Origin of the sequence: Streptomyces corynorhini (assembly GCF_003346515.1) — a bacterium.
Lineage (GTDB): Bacteria > Actinomycetota > Actinomycetes > Streptomycetales > Streptomycetaceae > Streptomyces > Streptomyces corynorhini.
Genome location: NZ_QQNA01000145.1, coordinates 75,080 through 94,869, shown reverse-complemented (window position 1 = coordinate 94,869; position 19,790 = coordinate 75,080). Strand labels below are relative to the sequence as shown.

General features: G+C 73.0%; 16 protein-coding genes. 11 read left to right on the top strand and 5 right to left on the bottom strand.

What is annotated here, in order from left to right; genetic code table 11:
• The 3 genes from DVH02_RS18985 to DVH02_RS18975 all read left to right on the top strand — a co-directional run.
• Positions 1-1,366 (top strand): helix-turn-helix transcriptional regulator (locus DVH02_RS18985; protein ID WP_147286084.1); only part of this gene is annotated, 1,366 nt, incomplete at its 5' end.
• A gap of 63 nt (positions 1,367-1,429) precedes the next feature.
• Positions 1,430-4,180 carry a PEP/pyruvate-binding domain-containing protein gene (locus DVH02_RS18980; protein WP_114625005.1) on the top strand — a complete coding sequence of 917 codons (2,751 nt, stop codon included), beginning with the start codon at positions 1,430-1,432 and terminating at the stop codon, positions 4,178-4,180.
• Entirely contained in the window at positions 4,173-4,817 is a 645-nt protein-coding gene (locus DVH02_RS18975; protein ID WP_233518318.1) for an HXXEE domain-containing protein, read from the top strand. Before DVH02_RS18980 ends, DVH02_RS18975 begins: the two co-directional genes overlap by 8 nt.
• Here the strand turns inward: DVH02_RS18975 and DVH02_RS18970 are convergent.
• The 5 genes from DVH02_RS18970 to DVH02_RS18950 all read right to left on the bottom strand — a co-directional run bounded on the left by DVH02_RS18970 (position 4,787) and on the right by DVH02_RS18950 (position 10,863).
• The gene (locus DVH02_RS18970) at positions 4,787-5,962 is read right to left on the bottom strand and encodes a Glu/Leu/Phe/Val dehydrogenase dimerization domain-containing protein (RefSeq protein ID WP_233518317.1); all 1,176 of its coding nucleotides are present in this window, start codon (positions 5,960-5,962) and stop codon (positions 4,787-4,789) included. The two genes, DVH02_RS18975 and DVH02_RS18970, sit on opposite strands and share 31 nt — an antisense overlap.
• 54 nt (positions 5,963-6,016) lie before the next feature.
• On the bottom strand, positions 6,017-7,576 hold the full coding sequence (locus tag DVH02_RS18965) for a 5-guanidino-2-oxopentanoate decarboxylase (protein WP_114625003.1): 1,560 nt from the start codon (positions 7,574-7,576) through the stop codon (positions 6,017-6,019).
• A 72-nt stretch (positions 7,577-7,648) separates the two neighbouring features.
• Positions 7,649-8,122 (bottom strand): SET domain-containing protein-lysine N-methyltransferase, encoded by a 474-nt coding sequence (locus DVH02_RS18960; protein WP_114625002.1) that lies wholly within the window; start codon positions 8,120-8,122, stop codon positions 7,649-7,651.
• Positions 8,112-9,365 carry a beta-ketoacyl-ACP synthase II gene (gene fabF / locus DVH02_RS18955; protein WP_233518316.1) on the bottom strand — a complete coding sequence of 418 codons (1,254 nt, stop codon included), beginning with the start codon at positions 9,363-9,365 and terminating at the stop codon, positions 8,112-8,114. The genes DVH02_RS18960 and fabF overlap by 11 nt, the downstream gene beginning before the upstream one ends.
• A 73-nt stretch (positions 9,366-9,438) precedes the next feature.
• Positions 9,439-10,863 (bottom strand): class I adenylate-forming enzyme family protein, encoded by a 1,425-nt coding sequence (locus DVH02_RS18950; RefSeq protein WP_233518315.1) that lies wholly within the window; start codon positions 10,861-10,863, stop codon positions 9,439-9,441.
• A 715-nt stretch (positions 10,864-11,578) separates the two neighbouring features.
• On the opposite strand from DVH02_RS18950, the gene fabG reads away from it, so the two are divergent.
• The 8 genes from fabG (at position 11,579) to DVH02_RS18910 (ending at position 19,779) form a co-directional block, all read left to right on the top strand.
• Entirely contained in the window at positions 11,579-12,286 is a 708-nt protein-coding gene (fabG, locus tag DVH02_RS18945; protein WP_114624999.1) for a 3-oxoacyl-ACP reductase FabG, read from the top strand.
• Positions 12,283-13,089: an enoyl-ACP reductase FabI gene (gene fabI, locus DVH02_RS18940; RefSeq protein ID WP_114624998.1), complete on the top strand. Its 807-nt coding sequence runs from the start codon at positions 12,283-12,285 to the stop codon at positions 13,087-13,089. The genes fabG and fabI overlap by 4 nt, the downstream gene beginning before the upstream one ends.
• Before the next feature lie 47 nt (positions 13,090-13,136).
• Positions 13,137-13,562: a MaoC family dehydratase gene (locus tag DVH02_RS18935; RefSeq protein WP_325051381.1), complete on the top strand. Its 426-nt coding sequence runs from the start codon at positions 13,137-13,139 to the stop codon at positions 13,560-13,562.
• A 4-nt stretch (positions 13,563-13,566) separates the two neighbouring features.
• Complete coding sequence (locus DVH02_RS18930; protein WP_147286083.1) at positions 13,567-14,856, top strand: MFS transporter; 1,290 nt, start codon at positions 13,567-13,569, stop codon at positions 14,854-14,856.
• Between the two features lie 131 nt (positions 14,857-14,987).
• Positions 14,988-15,239 (top strand): acyl carrier protein, encoded by a 252-nt coding sequence (locus tag DVH02_RS18925; protein WP_114624995.1) that lies wholly within the window; start codon positions 14,988-14,990, stop codon positions 15,237-15,239.
• Between the two features lie 52 nt (positions 15,240-15,291).
• Positions 15,292-16,623 (top strand): lysine N(6)-hydroxylase/L-ornithine N(5)-oxygenase family protein, encoded by a 1,332-nt coding sequence (locus DVH02_RS18920; protein WP_114624994.1) that lies wholly within the window; start codon positions 15,292-15,294, stop codon positions 16,621-16,623.
• Complete coding sequence (locus DVH02_RS18915) at positions 16,607-18,676, top strand: class I tRNA ligase family protein (protein WP_233518314.1); 2,070 nt, start codon at positions 16,607-16,609, stop codon at positions 18,674-18,676. Before DVH02_RS18920 ends, DVH02_RS18915 begins: the two co-directional genes overlap by 17 nt.
• Positions 18,673-19,779: an FAD-dependent oxidoreductase gene (locus DVH02_RS18910; protein WP_114624993.1), complete on the top strand. Its 1,107-nt coding sequence runs from the start codon at positions 18,673-18,675 to the stop codon at positions 19,777-19,779. Before DVH02_RS18915 ends, DVH02_RS18910 begins: the two co-directional genes overlap by 4 nt.
• Positions 19,780-19,790: the final 11 nt, after the last annotated feature.

Sequence of the window (19,790 nt, the reverse complement as noted above, 5' to 3'; positions counted from 1 at the left end):
GGGCGACGGCGAGGGCGACGGCGAGGGCGACGGCGGGGGCGGGGGCGACTGGACCGGCGGACCGGGGCGGCGGGCGTCGCTGCTGCCCGCCCGTGCCGTGCGGCTCTCCCGGGCCTCGCGGGCGCTCGCGGTGGCGTTCGCCTGCGGCACCTCCGGCGAACTGGTCGACGGCATCCACGACGCGCTGTCCAGCGGGCCGGAACCGACCGACGAGAGCAGCATGGGCTGGCTGGCCATCGGGTCGATCCTGCTGTGGGCGGACGACCTGACCGCCGCGGCGCGGGTGTTCGAGCGGGCCGCGGCGGAAGCGGAGCGGTGGCACGCGCCCCTGCCGCGCTACACGGCGCTGTGGCTACACGCCCTCGCCGAGGTGAACGCGGGCCGGCTGGCCGAGGCCCGCGGGCTCACCGCCACCGCCGTCGGCCTGGCCCGCGAGCGCCCCTGGGACGTGTGGTCGGCCGGGCCCTCCATCGTCGCCATGCGCCTGGCCGAGGAGTGCGGAAGGGAGCCGGGGCTCGCCTTCGGGCCGCTCGCGGGCGACCCGGGCGGGGCGTCCCCCCGGCTGTGGGTCGCGGACCTCGCCCTCGCGGGCCGGGGGCGGCTGCGCGTGGTCGAGGGCGACGTCGGCGGGGGCCTGGCGGACCTGCTGGAGGCCGGTCGGCGGCTGACCGCCATCGGCTGCCTCAACCCGGCGATGTCGCCCTGGCGGTCGGCGGCCGCGCTGGCCCTGGTCCGCCTCGGCAGGACCGACGAAGCCCGTCCGCTCGCCGACGAGGAGGTCCGGCTGGCCCGCGCCTGGGGAGCGCCGCGCGCCCTGGCCGTCGCCCTGCGCCGCCGCGGTGTGCTGCGCGGCGGCGAACCGGGCCTGGCGGACGTGGCGGAGGCGTTGTCCCTGCTGGCGGACCGGCGCTTCCCGCTGGAGTCGGCCCGTACCCTGCTGGCCCGGGGCGGACTGCACCGGTCCCGGCGCGACCACGACGCGGCCCGGGACGCGCTGACCGAGGCGTACCGGCTGGCCGGGCAGTACGAGGCGGACCGGCTGGCCGGGCAGATCCGCGAAGAGCTGCTGGTGGTCGGCGGCCGGCCCCGGGTCACCCGGCCCGGTGACCCGGGGCCGCTGGCTCCCGCGGAGTGGCGCGTGGCCCGGCTGGCCGCGAACGGCGCCACCAACCAGGAGATCGCCGCGCGCCTGTATCTCGCCCGCCGGACGGTGGAGGCGCATCTGACGAGCGTGTACCGCAAGCTCGGCATCCGCGGCAGGAGCCAGCTGCCCGAGGCGCTGCGGCGGTTCGGGGACGAGTCGCCGGAGACCGGCGAGGGCCCCGCGCACGGGGGTACGGAAATTCCTGCGGGGCGACCACGATGACCGCTCCGGGCCCGGCCGCTGCACTGGTGTGACTCCCTGGCGCGACGGAAGGCACAGAGGATCATGACTGAGGTACACGGGGCCCGCGGCGCACTCCCGGTCGACGCCCGGCCGCCCCTGGTCGTCGCGCTGGACCGGATCGGCCCCGGCACGTCGGCGCTCGTCGGCGGGAAGGCCGCCAACCTGGGGGTGCTGATCGCCGCGGGCCTGCGGGTGCCGGACGGCGTGTGCGTCACCACCGAGGCCTACCGCCGGGTGACCGGGGAAGCCCGCTTCGCCGTACTGGCCGACAAGCTCTCCGGCGTACCGGCGGCCGACACCGCCGCGCTCGCCGGACTCGCCGGGCGGCTCCGGGCGGCCGTACTCGGCGCCCCGGTCCCGGACGAGGTCGCCGAGGCCGTGACGGCCGCGTACCGGAAGCTGGGGGACGACGTCCCCGTGGCGGTGCGCTCGTCCGCGACCGCCGAGGACCTGCCGTCGGCGAGCTTCGCCGGGCAGCAGGACACCTTCCTCAACGTGGTGGGCGAGGAGGCGGTCCTCGACGCCGTACGCCGCTGCTGGGCGTCCCTGTGGACGGACCGGGCGGTCACCTACCGTGCCACGAACGGCATCGACGGCCGCGGCGTACGGCTGGCCGTCGTCGTCCAGCGGATGGCGGGCGCCCGGTCGGCCGGGGTGATGTTCACCGCCGACCCGGTCTCGGGGCGCCGCCACTGGGTGACCGTCGACGCCGCCCCCGGACTGGGCGAGGCCGTGGTCTCCGGCGCGGTCAACCCCGACCACTTCACCGTCGACACCGACACCGACGAGGTGGTCGAACGCAGGCTCGGCGAGCAGCGGTTCGCGATCCGGCCGCTGCCGGGCGGCGGTACGGAACACGCCGCAGCGGGACCGGCGGGCCGTGCCTGTCTCGACGAGGACGAACTGCGCGCCCTGGCCGCCCTCGGCCGGGACGTCGAGCGGCTCTTCGGCTGCCCGCAGGACGTCGAGTGGACGCTCGACGTCGACGGGCGGTTCTGGCTCACCCAGTCCCGTCCCGTCACCACGCTCTACCCGCTGCCCGTGACCAACGCCCGGGGGGACGAGGAGATCCGGGCGTACTTCTGCTACAGCATGGTCTGGCAGGGCATCCAGGGACCGCTGACCCCGCTGGGACTGTCCGGCCTGCGGCTGGTCGCCTCCGGCATGGCACGGCTCGCCGGACTGCCCGTCCCCGACCCGTACGCGGGCCCCAGCGCCTACGCCGAGTCCGGCAACCGCATGTTCCTGGACATCACCACCGCGCTGCGCGGGGCGGGCGGCCGGGCCGCGCTGCCGGGGCTGCTCAAGATGGTCGACAACCAGACCGCGAAACTCGTCGACGAACTCTTCGCCGACCCCCGCTTCGCGCCGACCAGCACCTCCAAGGCCGGACTGGTCAGACGGCTCGGCCGGATCGCCGTGCGCGCCGGGGTGCCGCTGCGGGTGGCCGAGGCCGTGCTCCGCCCCGCCGCGGCCCGCGCCCGGGTCGCCCGGGTCGGCGCCCGGCACGCGGAGCGCTTCGTGACCCCGGACGCCGTCTCGCCCCGGCAGCGCCTGGAGACCGTACGGCGCCTCCTGCTGGAAGGCGTCCCCTCGCTCTTCCCGCGCATGGTGCCCGTCCCCGCCGTCGGCGGCGCGGCCCTCGGGATCGCCCTGAAGCGGCTGGGGGACGACGTCTCGGAGGAGGAGGGTCTGGCGCTGCTGCGCGGCCTCCCCCACAACGTGACCACCGAGATGGACCTCGGCCTGTGGCAGCTCGCCGACCGGGTCAGGCGGCAGCCGGAGGCCGCCGGTCTCCTGCGGGATTCCACCGCGGCCGAACTGCTGCGCGCCTACCGGGACGGCGCCCTGCCCGCCGTACTCCAGCAGGGGCTGGGGGACTTCCTCGACGCGTTCGGCCACCGGGCGGTGGCCGAGATCGACATCGGCGCGCCGCGGTGGACGGACGACCCGGCCCATCTCTTCGGAGTCCTCGCCGGCTACCTGTCGCTGACGCCTGAGTCCGTCTCTCCCGAGAAGCAGTTCAGCGACGGCGCGGAGCTGGCCGAGCGGACGGCGGCGGAACTCGTCGCCAGGGCCAGGAAGCACGGCAGGCTGTCCGCGGCCGTGGTCCGCCTCGGCATCCGGTGCGCCCGGGAGCTGCTGGGGCTGCGCGAGGTCACCAAGTTCCACTCCGTCCTGCTGATGGCCCAGGCCCGGCGCGAACTGCTCCTGATCGGCGGGGAGCTGGCCTCCGACGGGCGGCTCGACACGGCGGACGACATCTGCTTCCTCGAACTGCCGGAGATCGCGCGGGCGCTGGCGGGCACCGACGTACGCGACCTGATCGGGCCGCGGCGCGAGGAGTTCGCCCGGGAGAGCCTGCGCCGCCATGTGCCCCGGGTGCTGCTCTCCGACGGCACGGAGCCGACCCTGGCACCGGCGGCCGACGGCACGCTCGTGGGCGCGGCCGCCTCGGCGGGCTCCGTCACCGGACCGGCCCGGGTGGTGTACGACCCGGTGGGCGCGGTCCTGCGGCCCGGCGACATCCTGGTCGCGCCCTCGACGGACCCGGGGTGGACCCCGCTGTTCCTGACGGCGGGCGGCGTGGTGCTGGAGACCGGCGGGGTCAACTCGCACGGCGCGGTGGTGGCCCGGGAGTACGGCATTCCGGCGGTGGTCGGCGTGCCGGGCGTGCTCTCCGCGGTGTCGGACGGGCAGGAACTTACGGTGAACGGATCCCTGGGCACGGTGTCGGCCGCGACGGACGGTCCGGCCGGGGAGACGGCGGACCTTCGGGAGCGGGATGTCTGAGCGTGGAGCGGAATCCGGGGGCGTGTCCCCGGCGGTGACCTGGGGGCTGCTGGCCGCCTTCGCGGTGCACGACCTGGAGGAGCTGGCCACCCTGCCGGGCTGGGCCGCGGCCCAGGTGGACCGGTTACGGGAGAGCCACCCGCGGGTTCCGGAGTCGGTGTGGTCCGCGATGACCGTGACCCCCGGGCACGCGGCCACCGCCATCGGCCTGATGGGGCTGGTGGTCGGCGCGGCCTCGGCCGACGGGGCGAGGACCGGTGGCAGATCGCCGTTCTTCCAGACCGTGCTGGCCGGATTCGGACTGCACGCGGTCTCCCACGTCGCCCAGAGCGCCGGCCTGGGCAGGTACACGCCCGGCGTGGTCACCGCCCCGCTGGTGGTCGCCCCGTTCTCGCTCTGGGCCTGGCGCGAACTGAGGCGCGGCGGTGTGCTCGGGGAGGCCGACGCCCGTACCACGGTGGCCGCAGCGATGCTGTTCCCGCTGGGCATCCTCGGCGTACACGCGGCGGCCTTCGGGGTACGGCGGCTGGCCCGGCGGGCGGGTCCCCGCCGCCCGGCCGCACCGCGTCGCGGGGGCCGGGCCGCGGCGGACCGGAGCGTGACCGCTCAGCCGGGCAGGCCCCGGAAGCGGGCGTGATGGCGCTCCGCGAGGCGGGTCGCCACCTCCCGGGGGCTCAGACCGGTCGCGCGGACCTCGGCGAAGACGTCCTGCACGAGCCGCCACATGGTCTTGTCGATCTTCGCGAGGGCCTCGCCCGCGTCCGCGCCGATGTCCCCGAAGAGCGTCCACCACCACCAGCTGTTGGCCGCGAAGTTGGCGAGGAAGTCCGGAACCACGATCACCCCGCGCTCCAGCAGGGCCTTCTCGGCCGAGGGCAGTACGGAGACGTTGGCGGCCTCGACGAGATACCCGCAGCGCACGTCGCCCTCGTTGGCGTCGTCCACGGCGTAGGAGGCGGCGGCGGTGACCAGGACGTCGGACGCCACCGACAGCCACTCCCCGCGCGGCAGCGGCCGTGCGCCGGAAGGCAGCCGGTCCCGGTCGACCAGGCCCTCGGGGCTGCGGTGGGCCAGCAGCGTCTCCACGTCCAGCCCGTCCGGGTCGGCCACCACCCCGTCCCGGTCGACGACCCCGACGACGCGCAGGCCCGCGCGGGCCAGATAGCGCGCCGCGGAGCCGCCCATCGAGCCGAAGCCCTGCACCACGGCGGTGAGCCCCACCGGCTCCTCGTCGGTCTCCGCCAAGGTGGCCAGCACGGCCTGGGCCACGCCGTAGCCTCCGACCGTGTCGCCCAGGCCGAGCCCGTCGACCCGGACGGCGAAGGCGTCGTCGATCCGGCGCAGCCCCGCCGCCGGGCCGTCGGGCACATGGCGGAGCGCCGGTTCGACACAGGAGCGCAGCCCGGCGGCCGCCACCGCCGCGTCGATGGCCTCCTGCCGGGTGCCCAGGTCCTCCCCGACCGCCCAGTACGTGTGGATGAGCGGGCTGACCGCGCCGAGGAACCGGGTCAGGACGCCTGGCGCGTCCGGGCTCGACGGGTCGAAGTCGATGCCTCCCTTCGCCCCGCCGAAGGGCAGATACCGGTCACCGGGCTGGTGGACCAGCGACTCCTTGAGCGTCATGGTCCTGGCCAGCTCGCCGACTTCGGCGAGGGTGCAGCCGGGGCGCATCCGCAGGCCGCCGCTGGCGACGCCGCGCAGCAGCCGGTCGATCACGAGGTAGCCCTGTGCGCCGGTCTGCTCGTCGGACCAGGTCAGCTGAAGATGAGGGGTTCGGTTCACGGCTCCTCCGGAGCGGTCGGGCGGAAGGCTGGACGGGCCGACGGGCATGACGGGTCAGCCGGGCGGTTCGGGGACCTCGATGACGGTGGGCCCGGGGACGGTGAGGGCCCGCTCGACGGCGTCCCGCAGTTCGGCGGGGCTGGTGGCGTGCGTCCCGGCGCCGCCGTAGGCCCGGCTCAGCGCCGGAAAGTCCGGGCCGCGCAGATCGACGCCGACCGGGGGAATGCCCCGTTCCGCCATCTCCTGACGGATCATGCCGTAGCCGCCGTTGTTCACCACCACCACGGGCAACGGCAGGCCGGTCTCCACCGCCGTCGCCAGTTCGTTGACCGTGAACTGGAGCCCGCCGTCGCCCGTGAGCACGGCCACCGGGCGTCCGGGCGCGCCGACGCCCGCGCCGATGGCGGCGGGCAGCGCGTACCCGAGGGTGCCGAAGCCCGTCGGATAGAGGAAGCGGCCGGGACCTGCCACGGAGAAACCGGTCAGCGCCCCGAAGTAGCAGACGCGCGCACTGTCGTTGACGAGCACGGCGTTCTCGGGGAGCGCCGCCCGCAGCGCCCCGACGACCGGCCGCCAGCGTCCGCCGTACGCGGTGACGGCGGACCGCGCCGCCCCGGTGTGCCGCGGCCGTGCGGCCGTACGGGGGCCGACGGCCCGGCGCAGCGCGGCCAGGACGGTCGCCGCGTCACCCGCCAGCGGGTGCGCGGCGACGGGCCGGTGCAGCTGGTCCGGGTCGAGGTCCACCCGGATCAGCGGGCCCCGGAGCCGGAGCGGAGCGTCCCAGGTGTCGGTCTCGGCGAGTTCGGTGCCGACCGCGAGGACGGCGTCGGCCCCGAGCAGGAACTCCCGCACCTCGGGCAGATGCAGCCCGGCGCCGAGCGCGAGCGGATGGTCCTCCGGGAGCACCCCCTTGCCGTTGGCGGTGGTCACCGTGGGCGCTCCGAGGAGTTCGGCGAGCGCCTGCACCTCGGCGGCCGCGCCCCGGGCCCCGCCGCCCGCCACCAGGGCGGGCCGCCGGGCTTCCGACAGGGTCGCGGCGGCGGCGCGTACCGCTTCTTCCGAGGGAGCGGCGGGCAGCGCCCGTACCGCGGGCGGCACGGTCAGGTCGGCGGTGGCCGCGAGCAGGTCGCAGGGGATTTCCAGATGGACCGGGCGGGGTCTGCCGAGCGCGAAGTCCGTGAACATGCCGGTCACGACGCGCAGCATCTCGGGGAGGGTCCGCACCCGTCTGCTGCGCGCGCAGACCGAGGCCAGCGCCGCCGACTGGTCCTTGACCTCGTGCAGCAGCCCGGAGCCCCGGTCGTGGTCCAGGGGCATACCGGGCGAGACGATCAGCAGCGGTACGGAGTCGGAGTACGCCTGGCCGGCCGCGGCGGCGGCGTTGAGCAGGCCGGGCCCGCTGGTGGTCACCACCACGCCGGGGCGTCCGGTGACCCGGGCGTAGCCGTCCGCCGCGTATCCGGCGCCCTGCTCGTGGCGGGGGGTGACGACGCGGAGCCGGTCCGGTCCGAGGTGCCGGTAGATCTCCAGGTTGTGCGTGCCGGGTATGCCGAACACCACCTCGACGCCGTTGGCTCGCAGCGCCGAGACCAGCAGTTCTCCGCCAGTGGCCATGGGGTCCCCCCGTGGTCGGCACCGCCCGTGTCCCGGCGCGGGGGCCGGGACACGGGCGGTGCGGTGATCCGGTCAGTCCCTGACGAGCGCGCCGGTGGCGTCGCGTTCCGCGAGCAGTTCGCGGATGTGGGCGTTGAGGGCGTAGCCCTCCAGGACCACGGCCGGCAGCGCGGACGCTCCGGTGATGGTGCCGAGGCAGGCCGTGGCGCCGCACGCGCAGGGGAAGGGGTTGCCCATCTCCCATTCGGTGGAGGGATAGAAGAAGCTGAGCGGTTCGCCCTCGGCGATCGGCCGGATGGCGATCACATGGCTCGCCTCGGTGTCGAGGAAGGTGTTGGGCACGCAGGAGTGGTTCAGGAAGTGCAGGTTCTCGGGGTCGAGGTGTTCGTCGCGGGATACCTGGACGCTGTACACCGTGGGCGCCCCGACCCTGATCCTGCCGGTCAGCGGGGAGACCACCTCGCCCACCTTGAGCGCCCGCAGGGCGTTGTACCCCTTGCCGCCCGCGTGGAACGAGGTCTCCTGTACGTGAGATTCATGCCGCATGTGTGGCACTGGATCCTTCCTGTTCCCAGCGGCGGACGATGAGTACCGCGTTGTGTCCGCCGAATCCGAATGAATTGCTCATCACGACGTCGGTGTCCCACTTCTGGGCCACGGACGGCACGAAGTTCAGCCGCGCGTCCTCCGGGACCTCGCAGTTGAGCGTGGGAGGGACGACACCGTGACGGATCGCCTGCACCGACGCGATCAGCTCGACCGCCCCGGTTCCCGAGATCAGGTGACCGGTCATGGACTTGGTGGAGCTGATCGGGATCTGGAGGGCGCGCTCGCCGAGCACGTCCCGGAGGGCGGCGATCTCGCTCTTGTCGTTGAGTTCGGTGCTCGTGCCATGGGCGTTGACGTAGTCGACGTCCTCGGGTCGCAGACCTCCGGACTCCAGGGCGATCCGCATGGCCCGCTTGGTGCCCAGCCCTTCCGGGTGCGGGGCGGTGAGGTGGTAGGCGTCGGTGGTGGCCCCGTATCCGACGAGTTCGGCGAGGACGCGGGCGCCGCGCCGCCGGGCGTGCTCGGCCTCCTCCAGGACCAGGATGCCCGCGCCCGCGCCCATGACGAACCCGTCCCGGTCCTTGTCGAACGGGCGGCAGGCGCGGGCGGGGTCGTCGTTGCGGCGCGACAGCGCGCGGCAGGCCGCGGCGGCGGCGATGTTGAGCCGGGTGACGGGCGCCTCGGTGCCCCCGGCCACCATCACGTCGGCCACCCCGAACTGGATCAGCCGCATCGCCTCGCCGATGGAGGTGGCGCCCGAGGCGCAGGCGGTGGTCAGGCTCGCCGAGGGGCCGCAGGCGCCGAGCCACAGGGCGATCTCCCCGGCCGAACTCTCGGAACCGCTGGTGGCGAAGAAGAACGGGCTGACGGAGCGGGCGCCGCGTTCATGCAGCTTGATGGTGGTGTCGTAGGTCATGGTGGCGGGTCCGGCCGAGGAGCCGACGTACACGCCCACCCGCGGCGCCAGTTCCTCGTCGACCTCCAGCTTCGCCTGCTGGACCGCCTGCATCGCCGCCGCGACGCCGTACTGCGTGCTGACGTCGATACGGCGCGACACCTTGTGCGGCATATAGACGCCCGGGTCGAATTCCTTGACCTCGGCGCCTATGCGGACGGGCAGATCGGACGCGTCGAAGCCCTTGATGTCCGAGATTCCGCTGCGGCCGTCGACGAGCGACGCCCAGAACTCGTCCACCGTCAGCCCGACCGGCGTAATCGCCCCGTGGCCGGTGATGACCACGCGTCGTCGGTCCTGCGGTTCTGATCCCACCTGAAATCCCATCGGTAAGAACCCTCTCGACGGAGCGTGCCGGTCACAGGGAAAGGGTGTCTGCGGTTTCGTTTCTCTCGTCGACGGCGGCCTCCGCCAGTTTCAGCAGGCGGCGCGGATCCGTCTTTCCGTTGTGATCGAGCGGAAATTCCTCGACCACCACGACCGTATTCGGCTGTTCATATGATGGAAGGAGCGCGCAGACGCGTTCACGCCAATACAGCGGCGTACGCCCCTCGGAATCCTCCACGAGGAATACGAGCCGGCTCCCGAACCGCTCGTCGGGCAGCGGAACGATCTTCAGCGGAGCCCCGCACTCGGCTGCTTTGCGCTCGATGATGTCGGGATAGAGCGTGTACCCCATGCGGTGCACGGCCGACTTGCGCCCCAGGACGAAGAGATTGCCGGCGCCGTCCATCGAGCCGAGGTCCCCGGGGCGGTACCACTCGGGGCTTTCCGGGACGACTTCCCCGGCGGGGCCCAGATAGCCGCTGAACGAGTCGGGCGTACGGATGCGGAGTTCGCCGATCGCGCCCGGCGGCAGGGGCGCGGCGTCGTCATCGGTGATCAGGACCTCGACGCCGGGGAACACCCGGCCCGCCCCGACCGGGTTCCGGGGCGTCGCGGCGGCGATATTGCCCATCTCCGTGCTGCCGTAGCCGTCGAGCAGGGGCAGCTGGAACGTCTTGGCGAACCGGTCGGCGGCCGTCCGGTCCAGCGGAGCGCCGCCGGTGCAGTACATCCGCACGCCGCCGAGGTCCAGGGCCAGCTCCGGCCGGCGTTCGACCAGGTTGAGCAGGCTTCTGTGGGTGGCAGGTGTGGCGTCGACGACGGTGACGCCGGCCTGTCCTGCCATCCGTACCGCGCGGTCCAGCCGCCGGTAGGGGGCGACCACCAGGGACGCCTCGGCCAGCCAGGCGGCCAGCAGGAGGGACAGCCCGTACTGGTGGGAGAAGGGGAGGAGGGGAAGCAGCACGTCATCGGGGCGGTAGCCCATGACCGCGATGGTGCGCCGCACGTTCCGCAGGACCGGCCGGCCGGACTTCACGATGCCCTTCGGCTCGCCGGTCGAGCCGGAGGACCAGGTGATCAACGCGTCCGGCAGCGCTTCCCAGCCGTCGAAGGCGATCCGTTCGTCCGCGGGCCGGCGTTCCGCCGCGGCGGCCAGCAGCTCGTAGACATAGAGCCTGCGCGGCCCGGGGACGGGAGGCGCGTCGTCGTCGACGATCGCGAGCCGGGCTCCGGCCTGCGCGGCGGCCCGGCCGCTCTCCTCCGCCCGTTGCCGCTGGTCGAGCAGGGCGACGGACGCCCCCCTGTGCATGAGCCCGAGGAGGACGGCGACGAATCCGGCGGAGTTGCCCGCTTTGAGGACCACCCTGTCGCCGGGCCGCACGCCGCGCTCCCGCAGCTCATCCGCCACGCGTAATGCCGTGCGCTCCAACTGGGACCGGGTCCGCACGGAATCCATGGATAAGAGCTTTGCTGGCATGTGCTGGCCACTCTTCCTTCCCGTGTGCATGTACATGTCGAGCCAGAACGAGCACAGGGAAACGGAAGGTAGAACTCAGGAGGACGGCCTGGCCGGTCCCCCGAAATCCGGAAGCAAGTCGAAACACCCGGCATGCGGGCGTGCGCGATGAAGCGCGCGTCCACACGCATGCCGGTGGGAAAAATTCCCCTTGCCCTCCGATGAATCCCCGTTGGCAGTCCGGGGGGCGCGAAACACCGGCCCGATCGGCTGCCTGGACGCCAGGCTATGAAGTCCTACCCGGCCCCGTCAACAAAAACCTCGAACCAACTCCGCGGAATGCTTCAGTCCACACTACCGGCCAGTAATGATCTGCTTGATCCATTTGCCTTCCACGGAGTCCGGGTCGAGAAAACCCGGACCGCTTGACACCTTCTCGGGTACTCTGCTTAGATCCACCATCTGCATTGCCGACGGGGTGGGCTGCCATGCGGCCCGCCGAATCGGATTCCTCGCAGCCGTGAATTCACCGGGTGGAACGCGACAGGCGTTCGACGTGAATCCGGGTCCCGCGACTGATGATCTTCAATGCCATTCATCCGCTGCCACGCGCGACGTGTCGATCGCCGTCTGCCGGAGAAATAACCGTCCCGGAGCATTGTGCGGAACACGCACGCATATTCGAGACGAGTCGATATTACGGGGGAGTTCATTCATGCCGGGACGCACAACGCTGGTCAGCGGAGGGAACCGGGGGATCGGCCTCGCCACCGTCCGCGCCCTGTCCGAGGCGGGCGAGACGGTGGTGGCCACGTACCGCGACGCCCCACCGCCCCCTGAGATCCACGCGGTGCGCTGCGACATCACCGACCCCGCACAGGTGGAGCAGGCGTTCAAGCAGGTCGAAGAGGAGTCGGGCCCGGTCGAGGTGCTGGTGGCCAACGCCGGGATCACCCGGGACGGCCTGCTGCTCGGCATGTCCGACGAGGACCTCGGTGCGGTGGTGGAGACCAATCTGCTGGGCACGGCGCGCGTCGTCCGCCGGGCCCTGCGCGGCATGATCAGGCGACGCCACGGGCGCATCGTGCTGATCTCCTCCGCCTCGGGCCTGTCCGGCTCGGCCGGCCAGACCAACTACGCCGCCGCCAAAGCCGGGTTGATCGGACTGGGGCGCTCGCTGGCCCGCGAGATGGGCGGCCGGGACATCACCGTGAACATCGTGGCGCCCGGCTGGATCGAGACGGACATGACCGCCGCCCTCCCCGAGGAGCTGCGCAGGGAGGCCGCCGGACAGGTCCCCCTGCGCCGGTTCGGCCGGCCGGAGGAAGTCGCCGCTCTCACCCGGTTCCTGACGAGCCGTGAGTCGGGCTACATCACCGGGGCGGTCATCCCGGTGGACGGCGGCCTCGGAATGGGGCACTGATGGCGCTGCTGACGGGCAAGACGCTGCTGATCACCGGTGTCATCACCGAGTCCTCGATCGCCTTCCAGGTCGCTTGTGAGGCGCAGAGGCAGGGCGCCGAGGTCGTCCTCACCGGCTTCGGCCGGCTGTCCCTGGTCCGGCGCATCGCCGGACGGCTGCCGCGCCCGGCGCCCGTGGTCGAACTCGACGTCACCGACCGGGACCAGCTGAGCACCCTGGCCGACCGGGTCCGCGAGCACACCGCGCGCCTGGACGGGGTGCTGCACTCGGTCGCGTACGCCCCGCCCGGCGCGCTGGACGGCAAGTTCCTCGACACCACCTGGGAGGAGGCGGCCACCGCCTTCCATGTCTCCGCCTACTCCCTGCAGGCGCTCACCACCTCGCTGCTGCCGCTGATGGACCGCGGCGGCTCGGTGGTGGGCCTCGACTTCGACGCCAGCCACACCTGGTCGGGCTACGACTGGATGGGCGTGGCCAAGGCCGGCCTGGAGTCGTGCTCCCGCTACCTCGCCTCGCACCTCGGACAGCGCGGGATCAGGGTGAACCTCGTCGCGGCCGGACCCCTCAGCACCCTGGCCGCGCGCGGCATCTCCCCGACGGAGGACGGCTCCGGCACCTTCGACGGAGGCTGGTCGGAGCGGGCCCCGCTGGGGTGGGACTCCCGGGACTTCCAGCCGGTGGCCCACGCCTGCGTCGCGCTCCTGTCCGACCTGTTCCCGGCCACCACGGGGGAGATCGTCCACGTCGACGGCGGGGCTCACGCGGTCGGCGACCGCCCCGCGCACGCCCCGGCCGTCCGATGAGCCCCCTGCGCCCCACGTTGGGGCAACTCGGCGGACACATCGGCCCGTTGGGGGCCAGCGGTTGGCGGACGATCGACCAGCGCCAGGTGGATCTCTTCGCCGAGGCCACCGACGACCACCAGTGGATTCATGTCGATCGGGACCGGGCGGCCGAAGGCCCGTTCGGCACCACCGTCGCACACGGGTTCCTGACCCTGTCGCTCCTGTCCGCCCTCACCGCGGAGGTGCTGGAGGTCAGCGGGGTCGCCCAGGCCGTCAACCACCGGGTCGACCGCGTACGGTTCCGCGCCCCCGTCCCGGTGGGCTCCCGGCTCCGTGCCTCGGTCCGCCTGCTCTCGGTGCGCCCCCGCCCGCGGGGCTTCACGGAGGCCGTCGTCTCGGTCGCCATCGAACTGGAGGACGGGCGCGTCGCGTGCACCGCCGAGCAGACCACCCTCTACGCCGACGAGGGGGCGGCCGACGGTGCGCGGTGACGCGATGACGGGCCCGCGGAGTCCGGCCGAGGCCCGGGTGTCCTCCCTGGTCCTCCTGGAGCTGGCGGCCACGGCCTCCACGTCCGCCAACGGGATGGTGGCCCTCGCCCTGCCCTGGCTGGTCCTGGAGCGGACCGGCAGCCCCTCCGACGCCGGACTGGTCTCCGCGGCGTCCACGCTGCCGCTGCTGGCGAGCGCCCTTTTCGCCGGGACCATCGTCGATCTCTTCGGCCGCCGCCGTACGGCAGTCGGCTCCGACCTGCTGTCCGCGGTCTCCGTGGCCGCCGTACCGCTGGTCGACGCGGCCTTCGGGTTCTCGCTGTGGTGGCTGGCCGCCCTGGCGATCCTCGGGTCGGTCTTCGACCTGTCGGGCATCACCGCGCGCAAGGCCATGCTCCCGACCGCCGCCGCCCGCGCCGGATGGCGGCTGGAGAAGGCGAACGGCGTCCACGAGTCGGCCAAGGGCTTCGCCTTGATGGCGGGCCCAGGACTGGCCAGCCTGATGATCGGCTTCGGCGGAGCGACGGCGCCGCTCTGGGGCGCGGCGGCCCTGTCCCTGCTGGCCACCCTCGTCCAGGCGGGGCTGCGGCTTCCATTCTCCGCGCCCGTCGCGGAGCTGTCCGACGGATCCTCCTGGCGCGCTGTCGGACGCGGCGCGGCGGAGGGGCTGCGCACGGTCTGGAACGACCGGCTGCTCCGCGTGGTGGGGCTGCTGGGAAGTCTGCTCTTCATGATCTATCTGCCGATCTCGGGAATCGTCCTGCCCGCCTACTTCCACGAACAGGGCACCCCCCAGCGGCTCGGCCTGCTCACCGTCACCATGACGGTCGGCGGCATCGTGGGCGCGCTGGTCTACGGATTCCAGGGGCACCGGCTGCCCAAGCGGGCCCTCTTCACGGCGACGATGCTCACCGGGTCGGCGGGACTCTTCGCCATGTCCTGGCTGCCGCCCTATCCGCTGCTGCTGTGCGGCGCCGTGGTCGTCGGCTTCGCGTACGGGCCCATCAGTCCGCTGATGAACCTGGCGACACAGCTGCGCTCCACGGAACGCACCAGGGGCCGGGTCATGGGAATCATGACCTCCTGCGGCTACGCGGCGGGCCCGGTCGGCTTCCTGGCCGGCGGTCCGCTGGTCGAACGTCTCGGCCCCGGCCCCTCCTTCGTCCTGCTCGCCTCGCTGCTCTGTGTACTGGTCACGGGCGCGTCACTGCTCCCCGGGCTCCGGGAGTTCGACTCCCTGTCCGACGCCCCGCCGCCCGCCGTCGCACGCACCGGCCCCGGCGCGACCGGCTGAGCCCGCTCGCGTCGCGTACGCACCCGCGGCGCCGAACCGCTCCAACGAACCGCTCCAACGAACCGCTTGACCGAACCGCTCGACCGAACCGCTCGACCGAACCGCTCCGAAAAATGCGAAAGGCACGTGACATGGCTCTTCAGTATGACGACGTTCTGGCCGGTCTCGCGGAGATCGTGCACGAGGTCGTCGGCGTCCCGACCTCGGACATCGACCCCGCCAAGTCCTTCACCGACGAACTGGACGTGGACTCCCTGTCCATGGTCGAGGTCATCGTCGCCGCGGAGGAGCACTTCGGCGTCCCGATCCCGGACGAGGACGCCAGGAACCTCAAGACGGTGGGCGACGCCGTGGACTTCATCGTGCTGGCCGGTGGCGCCTGATCCCGAGGCGCCGCCCGTCCCCGAACGACGACCGACGAGAAAGGTCCGCACCATGGGGTCCGACAACGCCCACTCCGCCCAGGCGCACTACCGGTGCGTCGGGGTCGGAGCGGGGCCCGCGAACCTGAGCCTGGCATCGCTCCTGCACAGCCATCCCGAGACGACCAACCTCTTCCTCGACCGGAAGCCCGCCTTCAGCTGGCACGACAGCCAGCAGATACCCGGTACGACCCTCCAGGTCTCCCTGTTCAAGGACCTGGTGAGCCTCGCCGATCCGACCAATCCCTTCTCCTTCCTGGCCTACCTCCACCAGAAGGGCCGGGTGTACCACTTCCTCAACGCGCAGTTCCCCGAAGTGCCCCGCCAGGAGTTCCGCAACTATCTGGACTGGGCCAGCAGACGCAACGACAACGTCGTGTTCGGCGAGCAGGTGCGGGAGGTCGGCTTCGACGGCGGCGGGGACGGCCGCTACGTCGTACGCACCGACCGGCGCACGCTGACCGCCGACAACGTGGTGGTCGGGGTCGGCACCCGGCCCTGGGTCCCGGACCACGTCCGGCCGAAGCTGGGCCGCACCCACTTCCACGTCGGCGAGTTCATGGAGAGGACCGGTGATCTGGGCGGCAAGCGGGTCGCCGTGATCGGCGGCGGCCAGTCGGGCGCGGAAGCCTTCCTGGAGCTGCTCTCCCGCCCGGCCGGACAGCAGCCGGAGCAGGTCTCCTGGTTCTCCCGGCGGCGCACCTTCCTGCCGCTGGACGACTCGCCGTTCACCAACGACTTCTACATGCCGTGCCACTCGGAACACCACTACAACCTGCCGTCCGAGGCCCGGTCCGCGTTCAACGCCGAGCAACTGCTCAGCAGCGACGGCGTGTCCGAGAGCACCCTCCGGCAGATCTACCAGCGGCTCTACGTCCTGTCCTACGTGACAGGGCCGCCGGACCTGGCCAGGCTCTATCCGCACCGTGAGGTGACCGACGTGACCGGCGACGCCTCCGGCCTCTGGCACCTCACGGTCCGGCACAAGGGAGAGCAGGGGGCCGTCGAGCACGGGCGGGCGGACGTCGTCATCTGGGCGTCGGGCTTCCGCCCCGCCCCGATGGACTTCCTCGCCCCCATCGCCGACCGCCTGGAGCGCGAGGGCGACGAACTCCGCGTCGACCAGGACTACGCGGTGCACTGGGACGGCCCGCTCGACCGCAGGCTCTTCGTGCAGAACGCCGTCCGGGAACAGCGCGGCCTGGCAGACCCCAACCTCAGCCTCAACGCCTGGCGCAGCCGGCGCATCGTGGACCGGCTGCTCGGGGTCCGTACGGAAGAACAGCTTCCCTCCTTCGTCGCGTGGTCGTCGAAGGCATCCGCCGAGCATGTCCGGACCGCGTGACGAGGGCGGGGACGACCATGGAGAAGAGGTACCGGACGTGATCATCAGTGTCTACGACGGGAACATCCAGTACGAGGGGTTCGGCATCGGTCTCGCCGGCGTCCAGGGCCTCGGCGTGGGCGCCGACTGGGGCCGGGTCCTCCCCGGCGGCAGGTCCCTCTCGCACCGGCACGACGAGACCGAGATGTTCGTCATCGTCCAGGGCCGTGGCGAGCTGGTCGTCGACGGTGTGCGCCGGCCCGTCTCGCCCGGCACGCTCGCGCTGTTCGAGCCCTTCGAGACCCACGTACTGGAGAACACCGGCGACACCGACCTGGTGTTCCTGACCCAGTATTGGCGCGACGCGGACCGGGCCCTGGTCTCGGCCAGGTCGGCGGACCGGCTGAGCCTCGGCCGACGTCCCGTCTTCGTCTGTTCGCCCCCGCCGACGCCCAACGGCGATCTGCACCTCGGGCATCTGTCGGGTCCGTATCTCGGGGCCGACGCCTATGTGCGCTTCCAGCGGATGAGGGGCGTCGAAGCCTGGCACATCACCGGCAGCGACGACCACCAGAGCTATGTGCAGGCCGCCGCCCGAGCCGAGAACCGCGACCCGGAGGGGACGGCCGCCCACTACAGTGCGGAGATCGCGGACACCCTCGCCCTGATGGACATCCGGGTGGACCAGTACACGGTGCCCCACCGGGACGAGAGCTACCGCACCGGACTGCGGGAGTACTTCTCCCGCCTGGTCGGCAGCGGGGCGGTGGCGCCGCGCGAGGGCCAGGCGCTCTTCGACGCCGAGACCGGCGAGTACCTCTACGAGGTCGACGTCAGCGGGGCCTGTCCGACGTGCGCGGGGCCGACCGGCGGCAACATGTGCGAGCGGTGCGGTGAACCGAACACGGTCACCGATCTGACCGGCCCCGTCTCCGCCCGGTCGGCCGCCGAGCCCCGGCTCGGCACGGTCACCCGGTACTCCCTGCCCCTGCACGAGTTCCCCGGGACCGTCGTCGACCACCACCGCCACGGCCGGGTCCCCGCCCGGCTACGCGAACTCGCCGCCCGGGTCTTCGCCCGCCCGTCCCTGGACCTGCCCGTCAGCCATCCCGCCTCCTGGGGCCTGGCACCCGCCGAGCGGCACGAGGCGACCGAGGGCCAGGTGATCTGGGCCTGGGTCGAGCTGTCCTACGGATTCCTCCGGGGCATCCAGACGCTCGGCGGCCGACTGGGCAGGAACTGGCGGGCGGCCGAGCCCGATCAGGACTGGAAGATCGTCCACTTCCTCGGCTTCGACAACGGCTTCTACCACTCGGTGCTCGCCCCGGTGCTCTACAAGGCGGCCTTCCCCGGCTGGCAGCCCGACATCGACTACCACGTCAACGAGTTCTACCTGCTGGAGGGCGCCAAGTTCTCCACCAGCCGCGGGCATGCCGTCTGGGGCAAGGAGATCCTCGGCCCGGACAGCGTCGACGCCGTCCGCTACTTCCTGTCGAGCACCCGGCCTGAGGGGGAGCAGACCAACTTCTCGACCGCGGCGTACGAGGCGCTGGTGCGGGACACCCTCGTCGGGACGTGGCAGACGTGGCTCGACGGCCTCGGCGAGCGGCTGGGCGGCCGGTACGAGGGGAGGGCCCCGGACGCCGGGAACTGGACGCCGGAGCACTCGGCCTTCCTGGGCCTCCTGGGCGGTCGGCTGTCCGCGCTGACCGCGGCGCTGAGCCCGGACGGCTTCTCCCTGCGGCGGGCCGCGGCCGAGCTGAACGGCCTGGTGGAGGACGCCGTCAGGTTCTCCCGCCAGGAGAGCCCGCTGGCCGCCACCGAGTGGTCCGACGACAACCGGACCGTCATCGCCCTGGAGCTGGCCGCGGCCCGGCTGCTGGCCCACGGCGCGGCCCCGCTCATGCCCCGCTTCGCGGCGCGGCTCGGGAAGGCGCTGGGCCTGGGCATTCCCGCGCACTGGCCCGGAACGGTCGAGCTGCTGCCGCCCGGCACTCAGGTCGACCTCGCCGGACAGGTGTTCTTCACACCTCGCGCGGCGGAGTCCGACCCCGCCTCCCCGGCCCGGCCATGAGCCCCGAGTCCTTCGACGTGGCGGTGGTCGGAGCGGGGCTGGCCGGGGCGGCCGCCGCCTGGCGGCTGGCCGCGCGCGGACTGTCGGTCGCGGTGTTCGAGGCGTACGCGGTGGGGCACCCGCACGGCAGCTCGCACGGCAGCTCGCGCATCTTCCGCCGGACCTACACGGACCCGTTCTACGTCGCGCTGACGGGGCGGGCCGCGGAGGCGTGGCAGGAGCTGGAGACCGACTCCGGCACGGTACTGCGGCGTCGGACCGGCGGCCTGGACACCGGTGCGGGAGCCGCGCCGGAGGAGCTGGCCCGGGTCCTGGCGGCCGCCGGAGTGCCGAACGAGCTGCTGACGGCGGGGGAGGCCGGGAGGCGCTGGCCCGGCATGCGCTTCACGGGGCCGGTCCTCCACCACCCGGAGGCCGGAGTGCTCGACCCGGGCGCCACCGTCGCGGCCTGCCTCCGCCGCGCCGGCGAACAGGGCGCACGGCTGCTCACGGAGACCCGGGTGACGCGCGCCGCGTACCCGGCGACGGGCGGTGTCCGGCTCGTCGCGGACACCGGCGAGGAGCTGTCCGCCCAGCGGGTGGTGCTCGCGGCGGGGGCGTGGCTGCCGGAGCTGGCCGGGGCGTTCGGCATCGCGTTGCCCCCGCTGCGGGTGACCCAGCAACAGGTCTTCCACTTCCGCCGACGGGAATCCGGCGCCGACTGGCCGGTCTTTCTGCACCGGGGCGAGACCGAGGTGTTCGGTCTCCCCTCCGGTTCGGATGCCGGTCCTGAGCCCGCGGTGAAGGTCGCCGAACTCGGCGACGGCCTCCCCACCACCGCCGACAGCCGCTCCGGCACGCCCGACCCGGCCTCGCGCGCCGCCGTCACCGGCTACGTCACCACCTGGCTGCCGGGCCTGCGGCCCGAACCGGTGGCGGAGAGCACATGCCTCTACACCTCCACGCGGGACGGGGACTTCATCCTGGACCGCCACGGCCCTGTGGTGGTCGTCTCGCCCTGCTCAGGCCACGGCGCCAAGTTCGCCCCGCTGATCGGCGAGCTGACGGCCGACCTGGTCACGGGCCGCACAAAGCCCCACCCACGCTTCGCGCCGCACCGCTGAAAGCCCCGCAC